A 20,989-nucleotide genomic window follows, 5' to 3' on the forward strand; every position below is an offset into this window, starting at 1 on the left:
TCGGTCCCGGAATCGGGTGGCAGGCGCACGACCGGGTGGTGGCCCGAGCGCGGCGACGCCACGCGACGCCGCCTGCCTCGTCAGCCCACCCGGGCGGCGCCGCGATCTCGTACGGACTGCTAGATCTCCAGGATCTTGCGCAGGAAGCGGCCGGTGTGGCTCTCCTCGACCAGGGCGATCTCCTCGGGGGTGCCGGCGGCGACCAGGGTGCCGCCCCTGGAACCGCCCTCCGGGCCCATGTCGAGGACCCAGTCGGCCGTCTTGATGACGTCGAGGTTGTGCTCGATGACGATCACCGTGTTGCCGCCCTCGACCAGCCGGCCGAGCACGCCGAGCAGCCTGCGGATGTCCTCGAAGTGGAGCCCCGTGGTCGGCTCGTCGAGCACGTAGATCGTCCGCCCGGTCTGGCGGCGCTGCAGTTCGGAGGCGAGCTTGACGCGCTGCGCCTCGCCACCGGACAGCGTCGTGGCGGGCTGCCCGAGACGCACGTAGCCGAGGCCGACGTCGTTGAGGGTCTGCAGGTGCCGCCTGATCGCCGGGATCGCCTCGAAGAACGCGAGCCCCTCCTCGATGGGCATGTCGAGCACCTCGGAGATCGTCTTGCCCTTGTAGTGGACCTCCAGCGTCTCGCGGTTGTAGCGGGCGCCGTGGCAGACCTCGCACGGGACGTAGACGTCGGGCAGGAAGTTCATCTCGATCTTGATCGTGCCGTCGCCGGCGCACGCCTCACAGCGGCCGCCCTTGACGTTGAAGCTGAACCGGCCGGGCTGGTAGCCGCGGACCTTGGCCTCGGCGGTGGCCGCGAACAGCTTGCGGACGTGGTCGAACACGCCGGTGTAGGTCGCCGGGTTGGAGCGCGGGGTGCGCCCGATCGGCGACTGGTCGACGTGGACGACCTTGTCGACCAGGTCCATGCCATTGATCCGCGAGTGGCGCCCGGGCACCGCGCGAGCGCCGTTGAGCTCCTTGGCCAGCGCGGTGTAGAGGATGTCGTTGACCAGCGTCGACTTGCCCGACCCGGACACGCCGGTGACCGCCGTGAAGACCCCGAGGGGGAAGTCGATGTCGACGCCCTTGAGATTGTGCTCGCGCGCGCCCTTGACCGTGATCTGCCGCTTCTTGTCGCGCTTGCGGCGCTTGGCGGGGATCGGGATGCTCCTGCGGCCCGAAAGGTACTGGCCGGTCATCGACTCCTCGCTGCGCAGGAGGTCCTGGACCGTGCCGGAGACGACGACCTGGCCGCCGTGCTCGCCCGCGCCGGGGCCGATGTCGACCACCCAGTCGGCGGCGGCGATGGTGTCCTCGTCGTGCTCGACGACGATCAGCGTGTTGCCCATGTCGCGCAGCCTGACCAGCGTGTCGAGCAGCCGCATGTTGTCGCGCTGGTGCAGGCCGATCGACGGCTCGTCGAGCACGTAGAGGACGCCGACCAGACCGGAGCCGATCTGCGTGGCGAGCCGGATGCGCTGCGCCTCGCCGCCGGCCAGCGTGGCGGCCGCGCGGTCCATGGTGAGGTAGTCGAGGCCGACGTCGAGCAGGAAGCCCATCCGGGCGTTGATCTCCTTGACCACCCGCTCGGCGATCTGCATGTCGCGGTCGGACAGCTTGAGCGCGGCCAGGAACTCGGCGCACTCGCCGATCGACATGGCCGACACCTCGGCGATCGACCGGCCGGCGACGGTGACCGCGAGCGAGACCGGCTTGAGCCGGGCGCCCCGGCAGACCGGGCACGGGATCTCGCGCATGTAGCCCTCGAACCGGTCGCGCGAGGAGTCGCTCTCAGCCTCGGCGTGCCTGCGCTGCACCCACGGGATGACGCCCTCGTAGGTGGTGTAGTAGGAGCGCTGACGGCCGTAGCGGTTGCTGTAGCGGACGTGGACCTGCTCGTCGTGGCCGAACAGCAGCGACTTCTGCGCCTTCTTGGGCAGTTTCTCCCAGGGCGTGTCGAGGGTGAAGCCCATGGCGTGGCCGAGCGCCTCGATCAGCCTGGCGAAGTATTCGCTGGTGTGACCGCCGGACCAGGGATGAAGGGCGCCCTCGCCGAGCACGCGCTCGGGGTCGGGCACGACCAGGTCGGGGTCGACCTCCATCTTGGTGCCGAGGCCGGTGCACTCGGGACAGGCGCCGAACGGCGAGTTGAACGAGAACGAGCGCGGCTCGAGCTCTTCGAACGACAGGTCGTCGTAGGGGCAGTAGAGGTGCTCGGAGTAGAAGCGTTCCCGGCCGGGATCGTCTTCGGGCAGGTCGACGAACTCCAGCGTGATCGTGCCGCCGGACAGCTGCAGGGCGGTCTCGACCGAGTCGGTGAGCCTGCGCCGGGCCGAGTCCTTGACCGACAGGCGGTCGACGATGACCTCGATGTCGTGCTTCTCGTACTTCTTCAGTACCGGCGGCTCCTCCAGCCGCACGACCACGCCGTCGACCCTGGCCCGGGCGAAGCCCTTGGTCTGCAACTCGCGGAACAGCTCGCCGTACTCGCCCTTGCGGCCCCTGATGACGGGGGCCAGCACCTGGAAACGCGTGCCCTCGTCGAGGTCCATCACCCTGTCGACGATCTGCTCGGGCGTCTGCCTGGCGATCGGGCGGGCGCAGACCGGGCAGTGCGGCTTGCCGATGCGGGCCCAGAGCAGCCGCAGGTAGTCGTAGACCTCGGTGATCGTGCCGACCGTCGACCGTGGGTTCTTGCTGGTGGCCTTCTGGTCGATCGAGACCGCGGGCGACAGGCCCTCGATGAAGTCGACGTCGGGCTTGTCCATCTGGCCGAGGAACTGGCGGGCGTAGGCCGAGAGGGACTCGACATAACGACGCTGCCCTTCGGCGAAGATCGTGTCGAAGGCCAGGCTCGACTTGCCCGAGCCGGACAGGCCGGTGAAAACGATCAGGGCGTCTCTCGGGAGGTCGAGTGAGACGTCCTTGAGGTTGTGTTCTCGTGCACCACGCACGATCAGGCGGTCTGCCACGGCGATCCCGATGTCGAAGAGGCGGATAGGTCCACGGGGATGGTAGACGGGGGCTCCGACAATTTCGGCGGGGCGCTGTCCACCCCCCGAAAATCCGTCCCTCTCAGGTTACGGCCTCCCGCCACCCCGGCAGGATGCCTTTGCCAGTCAACCGCATGACCTGGCCTTTTATGCCCCAGGCCAACGCTCCACCCTAGGTGATGAAATATATGGCATGACGGTTATTCCGGCACTGAAGACCGAGCTGGCCGAGGCCACCCACCACCTACTGGCCACGGCGGCGACCCTGTCCGACGGCGACGTCGCCGCCCCCTCCCGTCTCACCGGCTGGACGAGGGGCCACGTCCTGACCCACGTGGCCAGGAACGCCGACAGCCACGTCAACCTGCTCACCTGGGCCAGGACCGGCGTCAAGACACCACAGTACGCGACCCCCAAGGCCAGGCAGGCCGGGATCGAGGCCGGAGCCCGCCGGGTGGCCGCCGAGCAGCTGGCGGACCTGGAGGACAGCGCCGCCCGCCTGGCCGCCGCCGTCGACGGGCTGCCCGAGGAGGCCTGGTCCGCTCCGGTCGCCGGCGTGCGCCCGACGTCGCATCCCGCCTGGTACGTCCTGGTCAGGCGGCTGCGCGAGATCGGCATGCATCACGTGGACCTCGACGCCGGCTTCGGGCCGGCCGACTGGTCCGGGCCGTTCGTCGAGCGCGAGCTGCACGACTGCCTGCGGACGTGGCCGTACGAGCGGAGCACGGTCAGCGAGATCAGGGTGCGCGGCGGTGTGGACGGGGCTCCAGCCGCCACGTGGCGCGGGCTCGGCGACGGACCGGCGGTGGAGGGCGGGCCGGCCGCCCTGTTGGCCTGGCTTACGGGCAGGTCCGACGGGCAGGGGGTTAGGGTGGTGCTGGCGGGGCAACCGTCCGTGCCCGGTCCGGCGAGCGTCCCGGCGCCGCCGCCGTGGCTGACGACGCTCGCTCCCGCTGATCTGCCCGAGACGCCCCCGAAGGACTATCCATGACCTACACAGGCGACGTCCAGGTCGGCGGTCCCGCCGACGTCCGCGAGCTGGCCAAACTGACGATCTTCAAGCTGGCCGTGGGACCTTACGACAACAACGCCTACCTGCTGCGCTGTGTCGAGACCGGCGACGGGCTGCTCATCGACGCGGCCGCGGAGGCCGACCGGCTGCTGGCCCTGATCTCCGACCAGCCGATCAGTTCGGTGGTCACGACCCACCAGCACGGCGACCACTGGCAGGCGCTGGAGCAGGTGGTCAAGGTGACGGGCGCCCAGGTGCTCGTGCATCCGCTCGACGCGGCCGCGCTGCCGCTCCCGGCCGACCGCACCGTGGAGCACGGCGACCGCATCACGGTCGGCGTGATCACCCTCGAGGTGATCCACCTGCGCGGTCACACGCCGGGCGCGATCGCGCTGCTCTACGACGGGGGTGACTCCGGCCTGCACCTGTTCACCGGTGACTCGCTCTTCCCCGGCGGGGTGGGCAACACCTGGAACGACCCCGAGCGTTTCACCCAGCTCTACACCGACGTGGTGGAGCGCGTCTTCGACCGGCTGCCCGACGAGACGTGGATCTATCCGGGGCACGGCAAGGACACCACGCTCGGCGCCGAGCGCCCCTCGCTCCAGGAATGGAAGGAGCGGGGCTGGTAGCTCAGCGCCCGGCGAGGACCTTGGCGATCCGCTGGGCCGCGAGCGCGGGGTCGTCGGCGAGTCCGACGACCTCGCCCCACGACCAGCGGTAGAACCATCCGTCGGCCAGCGGCACGCAGTCGACGGTCTCGGCGAGCATCACGGTGTCCGGGTCGCTGACCCGCAGCGCGGGCGGATACGCGCGCAGGATGGCGGTCAGCCCGCGGGCCTCGAGCTCCTGGGCCAGTTTGCCTAGGAAGTACGTGCGCGTGTGCTCGCGCGGCATGGCCGACATGGCTCCATCAAAGCCGAAGAAGGCCGAAAAATCGCCTTAGTTGCTGATGATCCGTTCGGCTTCCCTGCGCTGCGCCCGCTTGTAGAAGAGCATCCGCAGCGGGATCGCCGCCACCAACGCGATCTGCATGGAGGCGCCGATCATGATGGGCAGGTCACCACCCTCCGGCCGCGCCACCCAGAAGGCGAGAAATGCGACATTCACCATGATCCAGCCGAGGACGACCGCGGCGAGCTGCCCCTTGGGCTTGGGATACTCGATGCGGCTGACCATCAGCCAGGCCACGCCGAGCACCGCCAGCAGGGCGTAGATACTGGGCTCGAACAGCAGCACGATGGAGATCACGGTCATGGCGCCCATCGGGATGGGCAGCCCCATGAAGTCGCCGCTCTTGGTCTTGACACAGGCGAACCTGGCCAGGCGTACGACTCCCGCGACGAGCAGGGCACCCGCGGCGGCCAGCACCGCGACGAACGGCACCTGGTGCGTGAAACCTCCCCAGATCACGACCATGAACGCGGGAGCGAACCCGAAGCTGATCACGTCGGCCAGGTTGTCGAGCTCGGCACCCATCGCGGAGGCACGGAACCGGCGCGCGACCAGGCCGTCGAACAGGTCACAGGTGGCACCGATCAACAGCAACACCACCGCGGTCGCGAAGTAGCTCGGCGCGGGGGTGAAGTCACCGCCGTCCTTGAGCGACTGGATGGCGGAGGAGGCCAGAACACAGACCGCGAGAAAACCGCAGAGGGCGTTGCCCAGGGAGAGGGAGTCGGCGGCCGAGAGCCGGAACGCCTTTCCGACCGGGCCCCGCAGCTCTTCCTCTTCCTCCTGCCAACTGCCGGCATCAGCCGTGGTCAATTCTGGTCACCCCCGCAATCGTCTTCTCTCCCACGGACACCGCGGGAGAGATCCCTTCGGGAAGGTAGATGTCGACCCTTGAGCCGAACCTGATGAGGCCGATGCGGTCGGTCTGCGCGACTTTGGCGCCCGCGCTCAGATACGGCACGATCCTGCGCGCCACCGCGCCCGCGATCTGCACCATCTCGATGTCACCGAGCGCGGTGTCGAAATGCCACACCACGCGTTCGTTCTGGTCGCTGTCCTTGTTGAAAGCCGGCAGGAAGCCACCCGCCACATGCTGCACGGAGGCGACATTTCCCGCAAGAGGGGCGCGGTTGACGTGCACGTTCAGCGGGCTCATGAAGATCGCGACACGGGTGCGGCCGTCGGGCCATGGGTCGATGCTCTGCACGACCCCGTCGGCCGGCGACAGGACGCGCCCCTCGCCCGGCGTGCGGTCGGGGTCGCGGAAGAACCAGAGCATGCCGCCGGTGAGCGCGCCCAGCGGCAGCGCCGCGAGCGCCCATCGCCGGTCCCGGCGCGTCAGCAACGCGGTGGCGGCCGCCGCGGCCACCGTGGGAATGAGCCACGGGGACACCCCGCGCGCGAGTCTGAGGCGGTTCGACTGGGCAGAATCGTCTGACACGGACAACCTTTGATGGTGACTGGACTGGGCGCTTTGCCGTGATGCTACGGGGTCAGCAACTATTACACGGCGGAACTACACAAGCAAAGCGCCTCGAAAGCCATTTAGCTAGCCCCTGGTAGGGCTGCTTTCCTCGCTCCTGCGCGCGTCTACGCGGGCCTTGACCAAGCTGGCCACAGTGGTGATGACCATGGTGCTGCCGATGACCGTGAGCGACAACCAGATGGGGATTTCGGGCGCCCAGGAAACCCCACTGGTGTGCAAGGCCTCCGATATCAGCTTAACCCCGATGAACCCGAGGATGAACGCGAGACCGTAGCTGATGTAAACCAGGCGCTGCAGCAGCCCACCGAGCAGGAAGTACAGCTGACGCAGGCCCATCAGGGCGAACGCGTTGGCCGTGAACACCACGAACGGGTCGGTGGTGAGGCCGAAGATGGCCGGAATCGAGTCGAGCGCGAACAACAGGTCGGTGGAACCGATGGCGATCATCACGATCAGCATCGGGGTGACCATGCGCTTGCCGTCGATCTTCACCGTGACCTTGGAACCGACGTATCCCTCGGTCGTCGGGAAGGCCCTGCGCACCCACCTGAGCAGCACGTTCTCGCTGAAGTCCTCCTCGTCACCCTTGAGGTGGTGGCGCACGATGTTGTACGCGGTGTAGATGAGGAACGCGCCGAAGACGTAGAACAGCCAGCTGAACCGCTCGAGGGCGGCCGCGCCGAGGGCGATGAAGATGCCGCGCATGACCAGTGCGAGCAGGATGCCGACGAGCAGCACCTTGTGCTGGTAGGCCTTCGGCACCGCGAACCGGCTCATGATGATGAAGAAGATGAACAGGTTGTCGACGCTCAGGCTGTATTCGGTGATGTAACCGGCGAAGAACTCACCCGCCTTGCCGGCACCCGTCGTGATCCAGAGCATCACGCCGAAGGCGACGGCCAGCGCGACATAGAACGTGACCCAGTAACCGGCCTGCCGCATCGAGAATTCGCGGGCTTCGCCCCGGTCGACTATCCACAGATCGACGGCGAGGACGACCAGCAGACCGCCGATCACGGCGATCCAGGCCCACACAGGTACGCTCACGTGACTAAACCTCCGGCATGCGCGAAAGACTGCCGGAGGTCTCTCCCGCCCGCCGAACACGCGGACCGGCAGCCCCGGGGGCCCCGTGGAGCGGGGCTACACCGTGATGACGAGGCTGCCGCGAAGGGATACTCCCCTCCCTTAACGCACGCAGTATACGAGAACGCTTAACCCCCGCCTAATCCTTCGTGCGATCTTCCTGTCCATAATCGGACATAATTCTCTCCACCGCGTCATCCGCGTCCGGCAGCTCGGCGCCGCGCCTCGCGGACGCCTCCGCCATCCTCGCCACCGCCTCCGGATCCCCCACCAACTCCCCTACGGCTCGTCGCAACGCCTCGACATCCCCGTACGGGACCAGTACGCCTGCGCCCCCGAGCAGGTCCGGAATCCCGCCCACCTCCGTCGCGATCACCGGCCTGCCCACCATGAGCGTCTCGCTGAGGCTGAGCGGCTGCCCCTCCCACCGGGCGGTCGCCACCACGGCGGTGGCGGCGGCGAGCAGGTCGGGCACGTCGTCGCGGTTGCCTAGGAGCGTCACGGGCAGCCGCTCGGCGTCGATCCTGGCCTGCAGCCGCTCCCGCAGCGGCCCCTCCCCCGCGACCACGAACAGCGGCGAACGCTCCGGATCGTCCTCCGGCCACGGGCCGCGCGCGACGTCGAGCAGGGTGTCGAGGCCCTTCTGCTGCGCGAGCCTGGCGATGGTCAGCAGGACGGGACGCCGCCCGGCGCCCAGTTCGGCCCGCACCTCCTCGGGGGCGCGCCGCGCGGGCGGCGGCGGGGGCGCGGGCACCACGGCGGCCCGCACGTCGCGGGCACCGAGCGCGGCCATCCGCGCGCCGAGATCGGGCGAGACGACCAGCACACGATCGGCCCGCCCGGCCACGACGCGTTCCAGCAGCCCGTAGACGAGCCCGATGAACCCGCCGGCCGTGAGTGCGTTGTGCAGCGTGACCACCAGTGGCGCCCGCGCCACGCCGCGCCGCGGAGAGCGTCCCAGTGCGGCGAGCGCGCCGGCCCGCAGGCCATGGGCGTGCACGACGTCGGCGCCGCCGGTCAGCCGCCTGATGGCGAGCACCGCCCGCGCGTCGCCCCGCGGATGCGGCCGGTCCGAGACGGTCACCTCGGCGAAGCGGGCGCCCGCACCGGTGTAGGAGAAGCGCTCCTCGACGCTGCGCGGCCCGACGACCAGCACCTGATGACCACGCCGGACCAGCCCCTCCACCAGCATGTGGACGTGCCTGCCCGTGCCGCCGGACGTGGTGCCCAGCACGAATGCCACCCGCACAGGAGTTCCTCCCTCTCAGGTCCCGCCGGGCCCGCGCGGCGGGCCGCCGCGCGTGAGCCGGTCGGCCACCGCCCGGGCGTCGGCCCGGTCCACCAGCGCGACGACCAGCCCTCCGGCGGCCGTCGCCACGATCGCGGCCAGAACGACCGCGCCCACGTTGGGCCAGATGCCGCGCGCGCCGATCCAGGCCACCACGGCGGCACCGGCCAGGTAGCCGGCGCCTCCGCCCGCCACGGCGGCCACGGCGGCCCGGCCCAGCCCTTTCGCCGCCCCGCGTCCCCGGGCGGACACGACGGAGGCCAGCAGCAGCGCGCCTCCCACGGTCATGCCCACCGTCATGCCGAGCGCCAGCCCGGCGATCTTCCAGTCGTCGGGGAAGGCCGGCACGAAGAGGGCCTGGGCGGCCATGACGACGAGCCAGCCCGCCACCGTGCCGATCGCCGCGGCCCGGCTCCGGCCGGCGGCGTACAGGACCCGGGTCAGGTGCGCGATGAGCCCGTAGCCGATGAGGCCGGGCGCGAACAGCGCGATGGCCCGGGCGAAGTCGGCGGCGGGCACCTCGCTCTTGAAACCGAGGAACACCACGGCGCCCGGCCCAGCAACGGCGGCCAGCACCCCCGCGGCGAGCCCGGACACCAGCACCACCGCCCGCGTCGTGCCCGCCGCCAGCGTGACGAAGCCATCGCCGTCTCCCGCCTCCGCCCGCGCGGACAGGCGCGGGAACGCGCTGGTCGCGATGGGCATGGCGAGCACGGCGTAGGGCACCAGATAGATCGCCCACGCGTAGTTGTAGACCACGATCGCGCCGTTGCCGATGGCGTTGTTGGACAGCAACAGCACCACGATCATCGCGGCCTGCTGGGCGAGCAGCGCGGCGACCCCGGCCAGCGCCAGCCTGCGCACCTGTCTCGCGACGCCCTCGGGGAAACGCAGCATGGGCCGCCAGCGCAGGCCGAGCCCGGCCGTGGGGCCGATCACGGTGAGCACGAGCGCCAGCACGCCGAGGCTGGTGCCGAGGGACAGGGCCAGTTCGGCTGTCGCGGGCACGGTGGCCGGGTCGGTGTCGCCGCCGCTGAGCGGGACGAACATCAGGTAGGCGACGATGACGACGACGCTGGACACCAGGGGCGCCAGAGCGGGCGAGGCGAAGCGATGGTGTGACTGGAGTACGCCGTACAGCACGACCGCCACGCCGTACAGGGGGATCTGGGGGGCGAACACGACCAGCATGCGGGTGGCGACGGCGGTGACCGCGCCGGCGTCGCACCCCTTCAGCGCGTCGCCGAAGAACAGCCCGGCTACGGGCTCGGCGAACAGCGCGGTGAGCAGGCCGAGCGGCACCAGCACGACGACCACCCAGGTCATCAGCGCGGAGCTGATCCGCTCCACCCGCTCCCGCCCCGCCGACGCACCGGCCGCGCCCGCGAGGACCGGGACCACCACGCCGGCCAGGGCGCCGCCGACCACCACCTCGAAGATGATGTTGGGCACCAGGTTGGCGGTGGCGTAGGCGGTGGCGAGGCAGTTGGTGCCCACGGTCTGGGCGAAGGCGTACTGCTTGGCGAAGCCCATGACGCGCGCCAGAATCGTGATCGCACCGATGAGCAGGGCTCCACCCGCCACGCCACGCGCCAGCCTCAAGGTCACGACGCCCGCCTGTGCCTGGTCACGCTGACATCCTGGCAGGCCGCGCAGATGGTCCGGTCCGTCGAGTCGGGTCCGGTCACACGGCGGCGGCGGCCGGGCGGCGGCCGAGCATGTCGAGACGGTTGAGGACCTGGTTGCCCGCGATCACCTTGGTGAAGCTGACCTTCTCGGCGGCGGCCGTGAGCGCGACGACGGTGCCGAGCACCGCGAGCCTGCCCGGCCGGCCGAGCCCGGTCACGGCCGCGAGCCCGAGCAGGGCACCCAGCGCGTTGGCGCCGGCGTCGCCGAGCATGGCCCGCTCACCGAGGTCTTCGGGCAGCAGCGCGGCGGCGGCCCCCAGGGGCACCGCCGTGAGGGCGGCGCTCACCGGCCGGTCGCGAAGGAGGGAGGCGGCCAGCAGTGGCCCGCCCGTGAGCAGTCCGACCTTGATCGCCCGTCCGGGACGCAGGTCGAAGAGATTGGCCAGGTTGGCGGCGCCCGCGATGGTGGCGCCGTTGACCAGGGTGTCGACAGGGCCCTTCGAGACGAGCGCGGCGGCGGCGAGACCGGTGGCGCCGATGCCGAGGATCTTGACCGCGCCGCTGGTGACCTCGCCGCGCGTGAGCGCGCTCAGGTGCCCCTTGAATCCCTTGGAGGATGTCGTGCCGTACAGGTCGTCGTAGGCGCCGAGTGCCCCGCTGCCGCCCCCGGCGAGCAGCGCCGCCAGCCGCACCCGGGCGGGCAGGCCGGGCGCGAGCGCGAGCGCGGCGCCCGAGCCGGCCACGAACGCGGGCCCTTCGAGCAGGGTGATGGGCTCGCCCCGGTGGTTCTTGCGGGTCCAGCGGTCAGCCGGGTCGCCCTGCCCACGCGTGCGGGTGAACGCGGTGTAGGCGGCACGGGCGGCGGCGGCGCCGAGAGCGGCGCCGACGAGTGCGTAGAGCAGGCCACGGGCCATGTCAGCTCCCTGACTCGGTGGAGGGGGACGGGGACGGGGTGGGCAGCGCGGGCATGGGCCCCGAGGCTCCGGCGCCGATGCCGTACTGGCCCACGCCGCCGCGCGCCTGCTCCCGCAGAGCGTAGACGATCACGATCTGGCCCGCCGGCATGTCGGGGGTATCGACGGTGGAGACGCGCTTGGCGATGTCGCCGTCGTCGCGCACCGCGGTGATCACGCCTCCGGGGCCGGCCGCGACGCTCCCGCTGCCGGTCATCACCGTGCCCTTGCCGCCCGCGTCGAGCCCGCCGGCGAGCGAGGCCAGGGCACCGGCCTGGACCGCGGCGTACTTGCCCTCGAAGGGCTCCTCCGGCGCGAACATCACGGCGAGGGTGGCCCGCTTCTTGGGCTCGTCCTCGACGCTGAGCAGGCCACCGGTCTCGAAGCCGTCGAGCACGGCCGCGGTGGCCTGGTTGGCGGTGCCCGCCTGGCCCTGGTCGGTGGTCATGAGCGTGGCGGCGAGCAGGGTGGACGCCTTGTCGTAGGTGGAGGCGCCCTCGGTGAACACCATGTCGGCCGGCTTGAGCTGGTTGACCAGCCCGTCGATCAGGCCGGCGTTGGCGGGGTCGAGGTATTTGTCGGTCAGCGTCACCCGTCCGGTGATCGCCGCGCCCGCCTGCAGGAGGACCTGGTGCTGCGCCTCGCGGTAGGCGGTGCTGGAGCCCGGCGCCTCGAACAGCAGCACGTGCTCACCGTTGAGCTCGCCCGCGACGAGCTTGGGCGTGAGGTCGCTGACGAACGCGTCATTGCCCGCCTCCCTGCCCTGCAGCAGGTTGACCTGGGTGCGCAGCTCCTCCTTGGTCTTGGCCAGCTGGGCGGTCAGCTCCTCGGCCGACTTGAGCGCCGGCTCCTGCAGCAGCGTGGTGCCCATGACGATGCCCACGGCGAGCGCGAGGAAGATCGCGACGATGGAGACGAGGTGATAGCGAAAATCGATCACGAGAAGAGTCCGACCAACCAGAAGATGAATGCGTTCCAGACGTCCTGCAGGCCATTGAGCCAGGTCTTGCCGAGCGGTGACAGGAAGAGCGCCACGCCCATCGTGATCAGCGCCGTGATCACCAGCAGCAGCAGCTGCGGCGTGGAGATGCGGCTGCGGTAGAGCCTGCTGACGCCCTTGGCGTCGACGAGCTTGCTGCCGATCCGCAGCCGGGTGAGGAAGGTGCTGGCCATCCCGGACCGGCCCTTGTCGAGGAACTCCTCCAGGGTGCCGTGGGTGCCGACGGCGACGATCAGCTCGGCGCCCTTGTCGTCGGCCAGCAGCATGGCGATGTCCTCGCTGGTGCCGGTGGCGGGGAAGAGCACGGCCTCGCGGCCGAGCTGGTGGACCCGCTCCAGGCCGGGGGCCCTGCCGTCGCGATAGGCGTGCACGACCAGCTCGGCGCCGCAGGTGAGCGCCTTGGCGGAGACCGAGTCGAAGTCTCCCACGATCACGTCGGGCAGATAGCCGGCCTCGAGCAGCGCGTCGGCGCCGCCGTCGACGCCGATGAGCACCGGCCGGTATTCGCGAATGTAGGGGCGCAGCGTGGCGATGTCTTCCTTGTAGTGGTAGCCGCGCACCACGATGAGGGCGTGCCGGCCCTCCAAGGGGGTGCGGATGTCGGGCACCCCCACGCCGTCGATGAGCAGTTTGCCCTCGCCGCGGACGTATTCCATGGTGTTGACGGCGAAGGCCTCGATCTGCACGGCGAGCCCGGCGCGGGCTTCGGCCATGGCCGCGTCGACGGTCTCGGCCGTCTGCTCGTCGCCCTTGCCGGCGATCTCGTCGCCGAGGTAGACGACGCCCTCGTGCAGGCGGACGACGTCGCCGTCCTGGACGCGCTCGAAGAGCTCCGGCGTGGCGTTGTCGACGAACGTCACGCCCGCCTCGATGAGAATCTGTGGCCCCAGGTTGGGATAGCGGCCGCTGATGCCCGCCGCCACGTTGACCACGGCCGCGACACCACACGCGACGAGAGCCTCCGCGCTGACCCGGTCCACGTCGACGTGATCGATGATCGCGATCTCACCGGGCTGGAGGCGCTTGGTCAGCCTCTTCGTCCGCCGATCGACTCTCGCCACAGTCGTGACACCGGGAAGGTCCGCGACCTTCCGCACACGGAGGCCCGGCATTCTGCTCCCCGGAACCTTCATCAAGACCATCCTGCCAGAGTGAAACGGCCAGGAGGCCATTCAGTACGCGGTGTGTCCGCTATGTCACATCGGATCACCGGTCTGCCGCGGCCAGCCCGAGGAGTTCTTCGGCATGTGCCCTGCCCAGCTCGGAGTCTTCCAGTCCGGCCAGCATGCGGGACAGCTCGCGGACCCTGCCCTCATGGTCGAGCGCCAGCACGCCGCTGCGCACGACGCTGCCGTCACCGGCCTTCTCGACCACCAGGTGCTGGTTGGCGAAGGCGGCGACCTGCGGCAGGTGGGTGACGACCACGACCTGCGCGGTGCGGGCCAGCCGGGCCAGCCTGCGGCCGATCTCGACCGCGGCCTTGCCGCCCACTCCGGCGTCGACCTCGTCGAACACGAAGGTGGGCACCGGATCGGCACCGGCGAACACCACCTCGATGGCGAGCATGACGCGGCTCAGCTCGCCACCCGAGGCGCCCTTGTTGAGCGGCAGCGGCGGCGCGGCGGGGTGGGCGGCCATGCGCAGCTCGACCTCGTCGACGCCCTCGGGGCCGAAGTCGGCGGCCTGGGTGAGCTGGACGACGACCCTGGCGTGGGGCATGGCGAGCGCGGTGAGCTCCTCGGTGACGGCCTGGCCGAACCGCTCGGCGGCCGCCTCGCGCACGGCGGTCAGCTTGGCCGCCAGCTCGGTGAGCTGCGCGGTCAGCTCTTCGTGCTCGCGGGTCAGCTCCTCGATGCGGTCGTCGTCACCCTCGAGCTCGGTCAGCCGGGCCGCCGCCTCACGCGCCCAGGCCAGCACCCCCGCGCTGTCCTCGCCGTACTTGCGGATCAGCCCGGACAGCAGCGACCGGCGTTCCTGCACGGCGGCCAGCCGGGCGGGGTCGGCCTCGATCGACTCGGCGTAGGCGGCCAGATCGGTGGCCACGTCGGAGATCAGGTAGCCGGCTTCGGCGAGCCGCTCGGCCATCCCGGCCAGCTGCGTGTCGAAGTCGCGCACCGCCTCGACGGCCGCGCGCGCCTCACCGAGCAGCGAGATCACGTCCCGGGCGTCGCTCGCCGCCTCCATTGGGTCGCCGAGCAGCGCCGTGTGGGCGCTGGTGGCGGCGCCGCGCAGGGCGTCTGCGTGCGAGAGCCGCTCCTCCTCGCCGCGCAGCTCGACGTCCTCACCCGGCTTGGGGTCGACCTTCTCGATCTCCTCCAGGCCGAACCTGAGCCGGTCGGCCTCCTGGGCGCGCTCCCGCGCCCGGGTGGTGAGCTCGTCGAGCAGCGCGCTCACCTGCTTGTGCCGTTTGTACGCCTGCGTGTAGGCCCGCAGTGGCTTGACCAGGCCGTTTCCGGCGTAGCGGTCGAGTGCGGCGCGCTGTCTGGCGGGCTGGAGCAGGCGCTGCTGGTCCATCTGGCCGTGCACCGCCACCAGGTCATCGGCCAGGTAGGTCAGGGTGCCGACGGGGACGCTGCGACCGCCGAGCCAGGCCCTCGACCGGCCCTCGGCGGAGACGGTGCGGGAGATGATGAGCTCGCCGTCGTCGACGTCGCCGCCGAGGTCCTCGACCTGCTGGGCCACCCGGCCGCCGGTCTCGATGACGAGCGTGCCCTCGACGGTGGCCTTGTCGGCACCCGGCCTGATGCGCGACGGGTCGGCCCGGCCGCCGAACAGCAGCCCGAGCCCGGTGACGACCATCGTCTTGCCCGCACCGGTCTCGCCGGTGACCACGTTGAAGCCCGGCGAAAGCTCGAGCACGGCCTCATCGATGACGCCAAGCCCCTGGATGCGGACCTCCTCGACCCTTGGTCGCACTGCCCACTCCCGTCGCTCCGAACACCTGTGCGCATGAATCCTACGCGTCTCACCGCTCATTCACTCAGGGACGCACCCTTCCGCGCCACCCCTGAACGGGCAGTTCGAACTTGGCGACCAACCTGTCGGTGAAGGGCGCGCCGGTGCTCTCCACCCCGTGCAATCGCGCCAGCCGTACAGGGGCGGAGCCCCTTCGGACCTCCACCCGGGTGCCGGACGGCAGGTCGAAGCGGCGTCGCCCGTCGCACCACAGCACCCCGCCGGGCGTGTCGGGCAGGATCTCGATGGCCAGCGTGGAGCGCGGCGAGACCACCAGCGGCCTGGCGAACAGCGCGTGGGCGCTGATCGGCACCATGAGCAGCGCCTCCACCTCCGGCCAGACCACCGGGCCGCCGGCCGAGAAGGCGTAGGCGGTCGATCCGGTGGGGGTCGCGCAGATCACCCCGTCGCAGCCCCAGCGCGACAGGGGCCGCCCGTCGATCTCGGCCACGACCTCCAGCATGCGGTCGCGCTTCTCCACGGTCGCCTCGTTGAGCGCCCACGTGTCGGCGATGATCTGCCCGTTCTGCCGGGCCAGGATGTCGATCGTCATGCGCTCCTCGACGTCGTAGCGGCCGGCGACCACGCTGTCGACCGCCGCGGCGAGGTCGGCCACCTCGGCCTCGGCCAGGAACCCGACGTGCCCGAGGTTGACGCCGAGTAGCGGCGTTCGGGTGGGCCGGGCGAGCTCGGCCGAGCGCAGCAGCGACCCGTCGCCGCCCAGCACGATCATGACTTCGGCACCCTTGGCCGCGTCGGCGTCGCCGGGCACCACCTCGGCGCCCGGGCAGCCGAGCTCGGGCGCCTCCAGGTCGAGCACCCTGACGGTCAGGCCGGCGTCGACCAGGCGGCCGATGACCAGGCGGGCGCTGTCGACGGCCGCCTCTCTCCCGGTGTGCACGGTGACCAGGACGGTCCGGTTCATTGTGGCCCCTCCGCGACGGCACGCCGGATCTCGGCCTCGAGGTCGGCGACCGGCGGCTCGCCCTCACCCTTACCCAGCCAGAGGAGGTATTCGACGTTGCCGGAGGGCCCCGGGAGGGGGCTGGCGGTGACGCCGCGCACCTCCAGGCCGAGCCGGACCGCGCTGCCCGCCGCCTCGCGCACGGCTCCCGCCCTGAGCTCGGGGTCGCGCACCACCCCGCCGGCTCCCACGAGCTCCTTGCCCACCTCGAACTGCGGCTTGACCAGCATCACGAAGTCGGCCCGCGGAGCGGCCACGGCGGCCAGGGCGGGCAGCACGAGCCGCAGCGAGATGAACGACAGGTCGCCCACGACCAGTGTGGGCGGCTCGCCGACCATGTCGGGAGTGAGGTCGCGGACGTTGACCCGCTCCATCACGGTGACCCGGTCGTCGGTGCGCAGCGACCAGGCCAGCTGGCCGTAGCCGACGTCGACTGCGAGCACGTGGGCGGCGCCCGCACGCAGCAACACGTCGGTGAAGCCGCCGGTGGACGCGCCCGCGTCGAGGCAGCGGCGGCCCTTGACACTCAGACCCTCGAACGCCTTGAGCGCGCCGAGCAGCTTGTGCGCCCCGCGTGAGACGTAGTCGGGCCCGTCAGCGGACTCGGCCACGACGATGGGTGAGGCGGTGTCGACCTGCGTGGCCGGTTTGCCCGCCCGCCGGCCCCCGACGGAGACACGGCCGGCCTCGATGAGCTGGGCCGCCTGCTCACGCGACCGGGCGAGGCCCCGTCGTACGAGCTCGCTGTCCAGGCGGATCCTGCGGCTCACTGGTCGTCCACGTCGGCGAGAGTGGCCTCAAGTCCGGAGAACGCCTCCTCGAACACCGCCACGTGATCGCTCACCGGCAGCCCGGCCAGGCGACCGAGGCCGTCGAGCACGGCGTCGACCCGCTCGTCGCCGGTCTCCTCCGGCAGCGCACTCATGACACGACGGTAACGCCTCGCGGGAGCGCCCGGCACCTTGGCAGGCGTGTCAGACGTTGAAGGGTCATGGCGGCCGCGATTGATGTGGAACGCTACGTCCTAGAGGTCAGAAAGGATGGGCACCATGGCAAGCGTCGAGGAGTGCCGGGCGGCACTGGCCAAGCTCGTCGCCCAGTTCGACGAGATCGACGAGCAGGACCGGGCCAGGCACGTGGTCGAGCGCACGGTCAGTTGCCGGGTTCCCGACCTCACCGTGACGTTCTACGGCCGCCTGCACCATGATGGGCTTGACCCGTTTCGTGAGGAACCTCCCACGGACGGCAGATCCGCCGACGTCAGATTGACGATCGGCAGCGACGATCTCGTGTCACTGGTCAACGGGGAGCTCGACCTGGCCCGCGCGCTACTCGGAGGCAAGGTGAAGATCGACGCGAGCTTCAGCGACCTGCTGCGCCTGCGCCGTCTCATCTGACGGCCCATTGACCTGATTCACTTCGCAGATAAGCTCGCCAGACCGCCGAATGCGTCGCCTGAGCCGAGCCGCCGTCATGCGACGCGATCGAGCACGTGCTTGACCGCGTCCTCCTCCGCTCGTCCCTCTCCCGCCAGCGCCCACGCGGCGTCGCAGGCGGCCCGCAGGCCGTCGATCCGGCTCCCGTCGCCCTCCAACCGCAGCACGCCGTCCACCCAGCGGGCTCGCCAGCCGCCGCAGGCGCCCTGTCGTACCTCCGGGTAGGGCTCGAGCAACGCCGACAGATCCTCCGACAGGTACGTCGGCCGCTGCCGGGGAACGGCCGTGAGCAGGTCGAGCGGTGTCGCCACGCCGGTGAGCACCACCAGGCCGTCCACGCCCGCGTTGACCGCCCCCTCGATGTCGGTGTCCAGCCGGTCGCCGACGACCAGCGGCCGTCGGGCGCCGGTGCGGATCACCGACTCCCGGTGCAGCGGCGGATCTGGCTTGCCCGCGTACAACGGCTCCACGCCCGTCGCCGTGGCGATCACTCGCACCATCGAGCCGTTGCCCGGCAGCTCACCGCGGCCGGTGGGCATGGTGTGGTCACCGTTGGACGCGACGAACAGCGCTCCCTGCCGCACCGCCAGGGCGCCCTCCGCCAGCAGGCCGTACGAGAGCCCCGGTGCGAAACCCTGCACCACCGCGGCGGGCGCGTCCATCGCCGTGGTCACCGGCCGGAGCCCTCTGTCCCGCATCGCCAGCCGCAGGCCGGACCCGCCGACGACCAGCACGTTAGACCCCGGCGGCACCCGTTCGGAGACCAGCCGCGCGGCTGCCTGGGCGGAACTGACCACATCGGCGGCCGTCGCCGGCACGCCCAGCCGGCGCAGATGGCCGGCGATGGCCGCGGGGGTGCGGGAGGCGTTGTTGGTGACGTACGCCAGCCGGACACCCCTGCCCCGCGCCGCCTCCAGCGCCTCGGGCGCGCCGGGAACCGCGTGGTTGCCCAGGTAGACGACCCCGTCGAGGTCGAGCAGCAGGGTGTCATAGCCGTCGATCAGCACAGCGCCTCATTCCGGGTCGACTCTCACGTCGCGTGAGACCTTAGCGTCGGGGTCTCCTACCCACCCTAGGAAGGCTGACCATGTCCGAGCCACTCGATCCTGGCCGAGGAGCACCCACCTCAGCCGGTGAGGGGACGCGTGCACGTACGAGATCCACTACGGCCTCGGCGAGCGGTATGTTCACGGACCCGCGCTTCACCTTGAGTCGTCCAGGTCACATCTCGCGGCGGGCACGCAAGGTGGCGCGGACGCTCTTCAAAGCGGACACATAGTGGCGCTCGTCCGGGCGCATGGCCACGGCGATCGCGAGTGGCTCCTGGGCCCCCTCCACATCGCCGGTCCGCCACAACGCCAGGCCAAGCCCGAAATAGGCGTAGTCCTCCGCCGGATTGGCGTCCACGATCTGACGAAAGCTCGCGGCGGCGTCGGAGTACTGGCGCGAGTTGAACTGCGCCCGGGCCAGGGCCTCCCGGATGCTGCGGGAGTGGGGCTCGGCCGTCGCGGCGCGTTCGAGCAAGGCCGCGGCGGCCGCAGGACTACCATCCCGGAGCAGCTTCACCCCCCGCTGATACCACTCGTATACGTCACCCTCCGGGGCTCCAGGGGAATCATCGTGGACGTTTCGCCCTTGGACCATGCGTGAGGCCTCCTTCTGCAGACGACGGATCCGCTGGATCACCGCGATCTCGGATCGGCTGGAGTGTGGGGGATTTCCGGAAGACTCGGACCTTTATGGGAGCATGCCCGGTATGGGGATTCATGAACTGCCGGTACCCGATGGACTGGTGCTGCGGCCCTTCCGTGGCGTCCGTTTCACTGTCGACGAGCCCGCCAGGGTGACCTCCCCGCCTTACGATCTGATCTCCGACGGCGACGTCCGCGTACTCCTCGACGCACACCCCAACAACGTGGTCCGTCTCATCCTTCCCGGCGCATCACCATCCTTCCCGCCCGCGTCCGGCAGCACGTCGTCCGGCCCTTCCCCCGCCAGCCGGCCCGACAAGCTCCTCGAGGAGAGGTATGTCGAGGCCCGGGACACGTTGCGCGCCTGGCTCGACTCCGGCGTGCTGGCACCGGACGAGCTCCCGGCGCTCTACGTGTACGAACAGAGCGGACCCGGCGTGCTGCAACGCGGGATCATCGGCGACGTGGCCCTCACCGACCCCGCGCGCCGCATCATCCTGCCTCACGAGAATGTGCTGCCCGGCCCGGTGGCCGACCGTCTCGCCCTCATGAGCACCACCCAGGCCAACCTCGAACCGATCTTCCTCCTCTACGACGGCGCCCAGAGCACGGCCACCGCCCTGGTGGACGAGGTGGCCTCTCACCGCGTACCCCTGGTGAGCGCCCGCACAGAGGACGGCCTGGACCACCGCCTCTGGGCGATCACGGACCAGTCGGAGATCGACGCCGTCAACGCCGACCTCCGCGCCCGTCAGGCCCTCATCGCCGATGGTCACCACAGGTACGCGACGTATCGCGTGCTCCAACGTCAGGAGCATGCCGCGCGCACCACGTCTCAGCCCAGCCCACTGGACGCCGCCTCGTCGCCGCCCGGCGCCTCCGGCTCCGACACCGAGCGGGCGCTGGGTCCGTGGGACTTCGGGCTGGCGTTGCTCGTCGACTCCTCCGCGTATCCGCCCGACCTCAAGGCCATCCACCGAGTCCTCCCCGGCCTGCCGCTGGACGAGGCGGCCGCCAGGGCCAAGGGGGCGTGGCGTGTCCAGGATCACCCCGCCCTCGCCCAGGGCCTGGCCGCGCTCGATGCCGCCCCGGAGCCCGCCTTCCTGATCGTCGGCGAAGGCGGCTGCCACCTGCTGACCAATCCTGACCCGGTGCAGCTGGCCCGCGCGATGCCCGCCGACCGCTCCGACCGCTGGAACTCCCTGAACACCTCGATCCTGACGGAGTTCGTCATGCCGAGGGTGTGGGGCATGCGGGATGACGAGCAGGCCGTGCGCGTGGTGCATCACGACGCGGAAGCAGCTGCCCGGCTGGCCGTCAGCATGGGCGGCACGGCCGTGATCCTCAAGCCTCTCGCCGTAGAGGATGTGCTGGCCGTGGCGGCCAGTGGCGAGCGGGTGCCCCGCAAGTCCACCTCCTTCGGCCCCAAACCCCGCACCGGCCTCGTCCTGCGCACCTTCGCCATCGACTGAGCTTCCCGCTCGTCCACCGGGAACTCCGCCACGAGCCTCGCCACGAGCCCCCGAGGCGGCCTCCCGAGGGGTGCCGTGATCCG

General features: G+C 70.7%; 20 protein-coding genes. 4 read left to right on the forward strand and 16 right to left on the reverse strand.

The genetic code is table 11. The annotated features are described in order from the left end of the window. Nucleotides 1–119 precede the first annotated feature (119 nt). Nucleotides 120–2,960 (reverse strand): excinuclease ABC subunit UvrA, encoded by a 2,841-nt coding sequence (gene uvrA, locus AB0I38_RS27930; RefSeq protein WP_358479206.1) that lies wholly within the window; start codon nt 2,958–2,960, stop codon nt 120–122. Nucleotides 2,961–3,174: 214 nt separating this feature from the next. On the opposite strand from uvrA, the gene AB0I38_RS27935 reads away from it, so the two are divergent. Both AB0I38_RS27935 and AB0I38_RS27940 read left to right on the forward strand, forming a co-directional pair. Continuing rightward, the gene (locus AB0I38_RS27935) at nt 3,175–3,972 is read left to right on the forward strand and encodes a maleylpyruvate isomerase family mycothiol-dependent enzyme (RefSeq protein ID WP_358479217.1); all 798 of its coding nucleotides are present in this window, start codon (nt 3,175–3,177) and stop codon (nt 3,970–3,972) included. After that, on the forward strand, nt 3,969–4,625 hold the full coding sequence (locus tag AB0I38_RS27940) for an MBL fold metallo-hydrolase (RefSeq protein WP_358479226.1): 657 nt from the start codon (nt 3,969–3,971) through the stop codon (nt 4,623–4,625). The genes AB0I38_RS27935 and AB0I38_RS27940 overlap by 4 nt, the downstream gene beginning before the upstream one ends. A gap of 1 nt (nt 4,626) precedes the next feature. Here AB0I38_RS27940 and AB0I38_RS27945 read toward each other — a convergent pair whose 3' ends face one another. From AB0I38_RS27945 to AB0I38_RS28005, 13 genes are all read right to left on the reverse strand, one after another. Further along, nucleotides 4,627–4,899 carry a hypothetical protein gene (locus AB0I38_RS27945; protein WP_358479232.1) on the reverse strand — a complete coding sequence of 91 codons (273 nt, stop codon included), beginning with the start codon at nt 4,897–4,899 and terminating at the stop codon, nt 4,627–4,629. A gap of 36 nt (nt 4,900–4,935) precedes the next feature. After that, nucleotides 4,936–5,760, reverse strand: coding sequence for a CDP-diacylglycerol--serine O-phosphatidyltransferase (pssA, locus tag AB0I38_RS27950; RefSeq protein WP_358479236.1), 825 nt, complete (start codon nt 5,758–5,760; stop codon nt 4,936–4,938). Beyond that, complete coding sequence (locus AB0I38_RS27955; protein WP_358479241.1) at nt 5,747–6,388, reverse strand: phosphatidylserine decarboxylase; 642 nt, start codon at nt 6,386–6,388, stop codon at nt 5,747–5,749. The genes pssA and AB0I38_RS27955 overlap by 14 nt, the downstream gene beginning before the upstream one ends. 108 nt (nt 6,389–6,496) lie before the next feature. Then, nucleotides 6,497–7,480 (reverse strand): TerC family protein, encoded by a 984-nt coding sequence (locus AB0I38_RS27960; protein WP_358479246.1) that lies wholly within the window; start codon nt 7,478–7,480, stop codon nt 6,497–6,499. A gap of 178 nt (nt 7,481–7,658) precedes the next feature. Then, on the reverse strand, nt 7,659–8,768 hold the full coding sequence (locus AB0I38_RS27965; protein ID WP_358479258.1) for a glycosyltransferase family 4 protein: 1,110 nt from the start codon (nt 8,766–8,768) through the stop codon (nt 7,659–7,661). Nucleotides 8,769–8,783: 15 nt separating this feature from the next. Continuing rightward, nucleotides 8,784–10,415, reverse strand: coding sequence for a murein biosynthesis integral membrane protein MurJ (murJ, locus tag AB0I38_RS27970; protein ID WP_358479269.1), 1,632 nt, complete (start codon nt 10,413–10,415; stop codon nt 8,784–8,786). Between the two features lie 76 nt (nt 10,416–10,491). Further along, entirely contained in the window at nt 10,492–11,349 is an 858-nt protein-coding gene (locus tag AB0I38_RS27975; RefSeq protein ID WP_358479275.1) for a hypothetical protein, read from the reverse strand. A 1-nt stretch (nt 11,350) separates the two neighbouring features. Next, nucleotides 11,351–12,328: a copper transporter gene (locus AB0I38_RS27980; protein WP_358479277.1), complete on the reverse strand. Its 978-nt coding sequence runs from the start codon at nt 12,326–12,328 to the stop codon at nt 11,351–11,353. Further along, nucleotides 12,325–13,521, reverse strand: a complete 1,197-nt coding sequence (steA, locus tag AB0I38_RS27985) for a putative cytokinetic ring protein SteA (protein WP_358479281.1) — start codon at nt 13,519–13,521, stop codon at nt 12,325–12,327. The genes AB0I38_RS27980 and steA overlap by 4 nt, the downstream gene beginning before the upstream one ends. 73 nt (nt 13,522–13,594) lie before the next feature. After that, nucleotides 13,595–15,304, reverse strand: a complete 1,710-nt coding sequence (recN, locus tag AB0I38_RS27990) for a DNA repair protein RecN (protein ID WP_358479285.1) — start codon at nt 15,302–15,304, stop codon at nt 13,595–13,597. A gap of 64 nt (nt 15,305–15,368) precedes the next feature. Next, nucleotides 15,369–16,268: an NAD kinase gene (locus AB0I38_RS27995; protein WP_358479297.1), complete on the reverse strand. Its 900-nt coding sequence runs from the start codon at nt 16,266–16,268 to the stop codon at nt 15,369–15,371. Then, nucleotides 16,265–17,077 (reverse strand): TlyA family RNA methyltransferase, encoded by an 813-nt coding sequence (locus tag AB0I38_RS28000; protein WP_358479321.1) that lies wholly within the window; start codon nt 17,075–17,077, stop codon nt 16,265–16,267. The genes AB0I38_RS27995 and AB0I38_RS28000 overlap by 4 nt, the downstream gene beginning before the upstream one ends. Then, nucleotides 17,074–17,232 carry a hypothetical protein gene (locus tag AB0I38_RS28005; protein WP_358479333.1) on the reverse strand — a complete coding sequence of 53 codons (159 nt, stop codon included), beginning with the start codon at nt 17,230–17,232 and terminating at the stop codon, nt 17,074–17,076. Before AB0I38_RS28005 ends, AB0I38_RS28000 begins: the two co-directional genes overlap by 4 nt. Before the next feature lie 124 nt (nt 17,233–17,356). On the opposite strand from AB0I38_RS28005, the gene AB0I38_RS28010 reads away from it, so the two are divergent. Beyond that, nucleotides 17,357–17,704 carry an SCP2 sterol-binding domain-containing protein gene (locus AB0I38_RS28010; protein WP_358479356.1) on the forward strand — a complete coding sequence of 116 codons (348 nt, stop codon included), beginning with the start codon at nt 17,357–17,359 and terminating at the stop codon, nt 17,702–17,704. Between the two features lie 74 nt (nt 17,705–17,778). Here the strand turns inward: AB0I38_RS28010 and AB0I38_RS28015 are convergent, their stop codons facing one another. Continuing rightward, nucleotides 17,779–18,750 carry an HAD-IIA family hydrolase gene (locus AB0I38_RS28015; RefSeq protein WP_358479383.1) on the reverse strand — a complete coding sequence of 324 codons (972 nt, stop codon included), beginning with the start codon at nt 18,748–18,750 and terminating at the stop codon, nt 17,779–17,781. A 214-nt stretch (nt 18,751–18,964) separates the two neighbouring features. Continuing rightward, on the reverse strand, nt 18,965–19,387 hold the full coding sequence (locus tag AB0I38_RS28020) for a tetratricopeptide repeat protein (RefSeq protein ID WP_358479555.1): 423 nt from the start codon (nt 19,385–19,387) through the stop codon (nt 18,965–18,967). Between the two features lie 112 nt (nt 19,388–19,499). Here AB0I38_RS28020 and AB0I38_RS28025 point away from each other — a divergent pair, with 112 nt between their 5' ends. Next, nucleotides 19,500–20,906: a DUF1015 domain-containing protein gene (locus tag AB0I38_RS28025; RefSeq protein ID WP_358479405.1), complete on the forward strand. Its 1,407-nt coding sequence runs from the start codon at nt 19,500–19,502 to the stop codon at nt 20,904–20,906. Nucleotides 20,907–20,989: the final 83 nt, after the last annotated feature.

Origin of the sequence: Nonomuraea cavernae (genome assembly GCF_040655715.1) — a bacterium.
GTDB lineage: Bacteria > Actinomycetota > Actinomycetes > Streptosporangiales > Streptosporangiaceae > Nonomuraea > Nonomuraea cavernae_A.

Bases quoted from the DNA above. Each gene is read 5' to 3' on its own strand.
- AB0I38_RS27935 (WP_358479217.1), top strand. From the start codon at position 3,175: ATGACGGTTATTCCGGCACTGAAGACCGAGCTGGCCGAGGCCACCCAC.
- AB0I38_RS27940 (WP_358479226.1), top strand. From the start codon at position 3,969: ATGACCTACACAGGCGACGTCCAGGTCGGCGGTCCCGCCGACGTCCGC.
- AB0I38_RS27945 (WP_358479232.1), bottom strand. From the start codon at position 4,899: ATGTCGGCCATGCCGCGCGAGCACACGCGCACGTACTTCCTAGGCAAA.
- AB0I38_RS27975 (WP_358479275.1), bottom strand. From the start codon at position 11,349: ATGGCCCGTGGCCTGCTCTACGCACTCGTCGGCGCCGCTCTCGGCGCC.
- steA (WP_358479281.1), bottom strand. From the start codon at position 13,521: ATGAAGGTTCCGGGGAGCAGAATGCCGGGCCTCCGTGTGCGGAAGGTC.
- AB0I38_RS27995 (WP_358479297.1), bottom strand. From the start codon at position 16,268: ATGAACCGGACCGTCCTGGTCACCGTGCACACCGGGAGAGAGGCGGCC.
- AB0I38_RS28005 (WP_358479333.1), bottom strand. From the start codon at position 17,232: ATGAGTGCGCTGCCGGAGGAGACCGGCGACGAGCGGGTCGACGCCGTG.
- AB0I38_RS28010 (WP_358479356.1), top strand. From the start codon at position 17,357: ATGGCAAGCGTCGAGGAGTGCCGGGCGGCACTGGCCAAGCTCGTCGCC.
- AB0I38_RS28020 (WP_358479555.1), bottom strand. From the start codon at position 19,387: ATGGTCCAAGGGCGAAACGTCCACGATGATTCCCCTGGAGCCCCGGAG.
- AB0I38_RS28025 (WP_358479405.1), top strand. From the start codon at position 19,500: ATGGGGATTCATGAACTGCCGGTACCCGATGGACTGGTGCTGCGGCCC.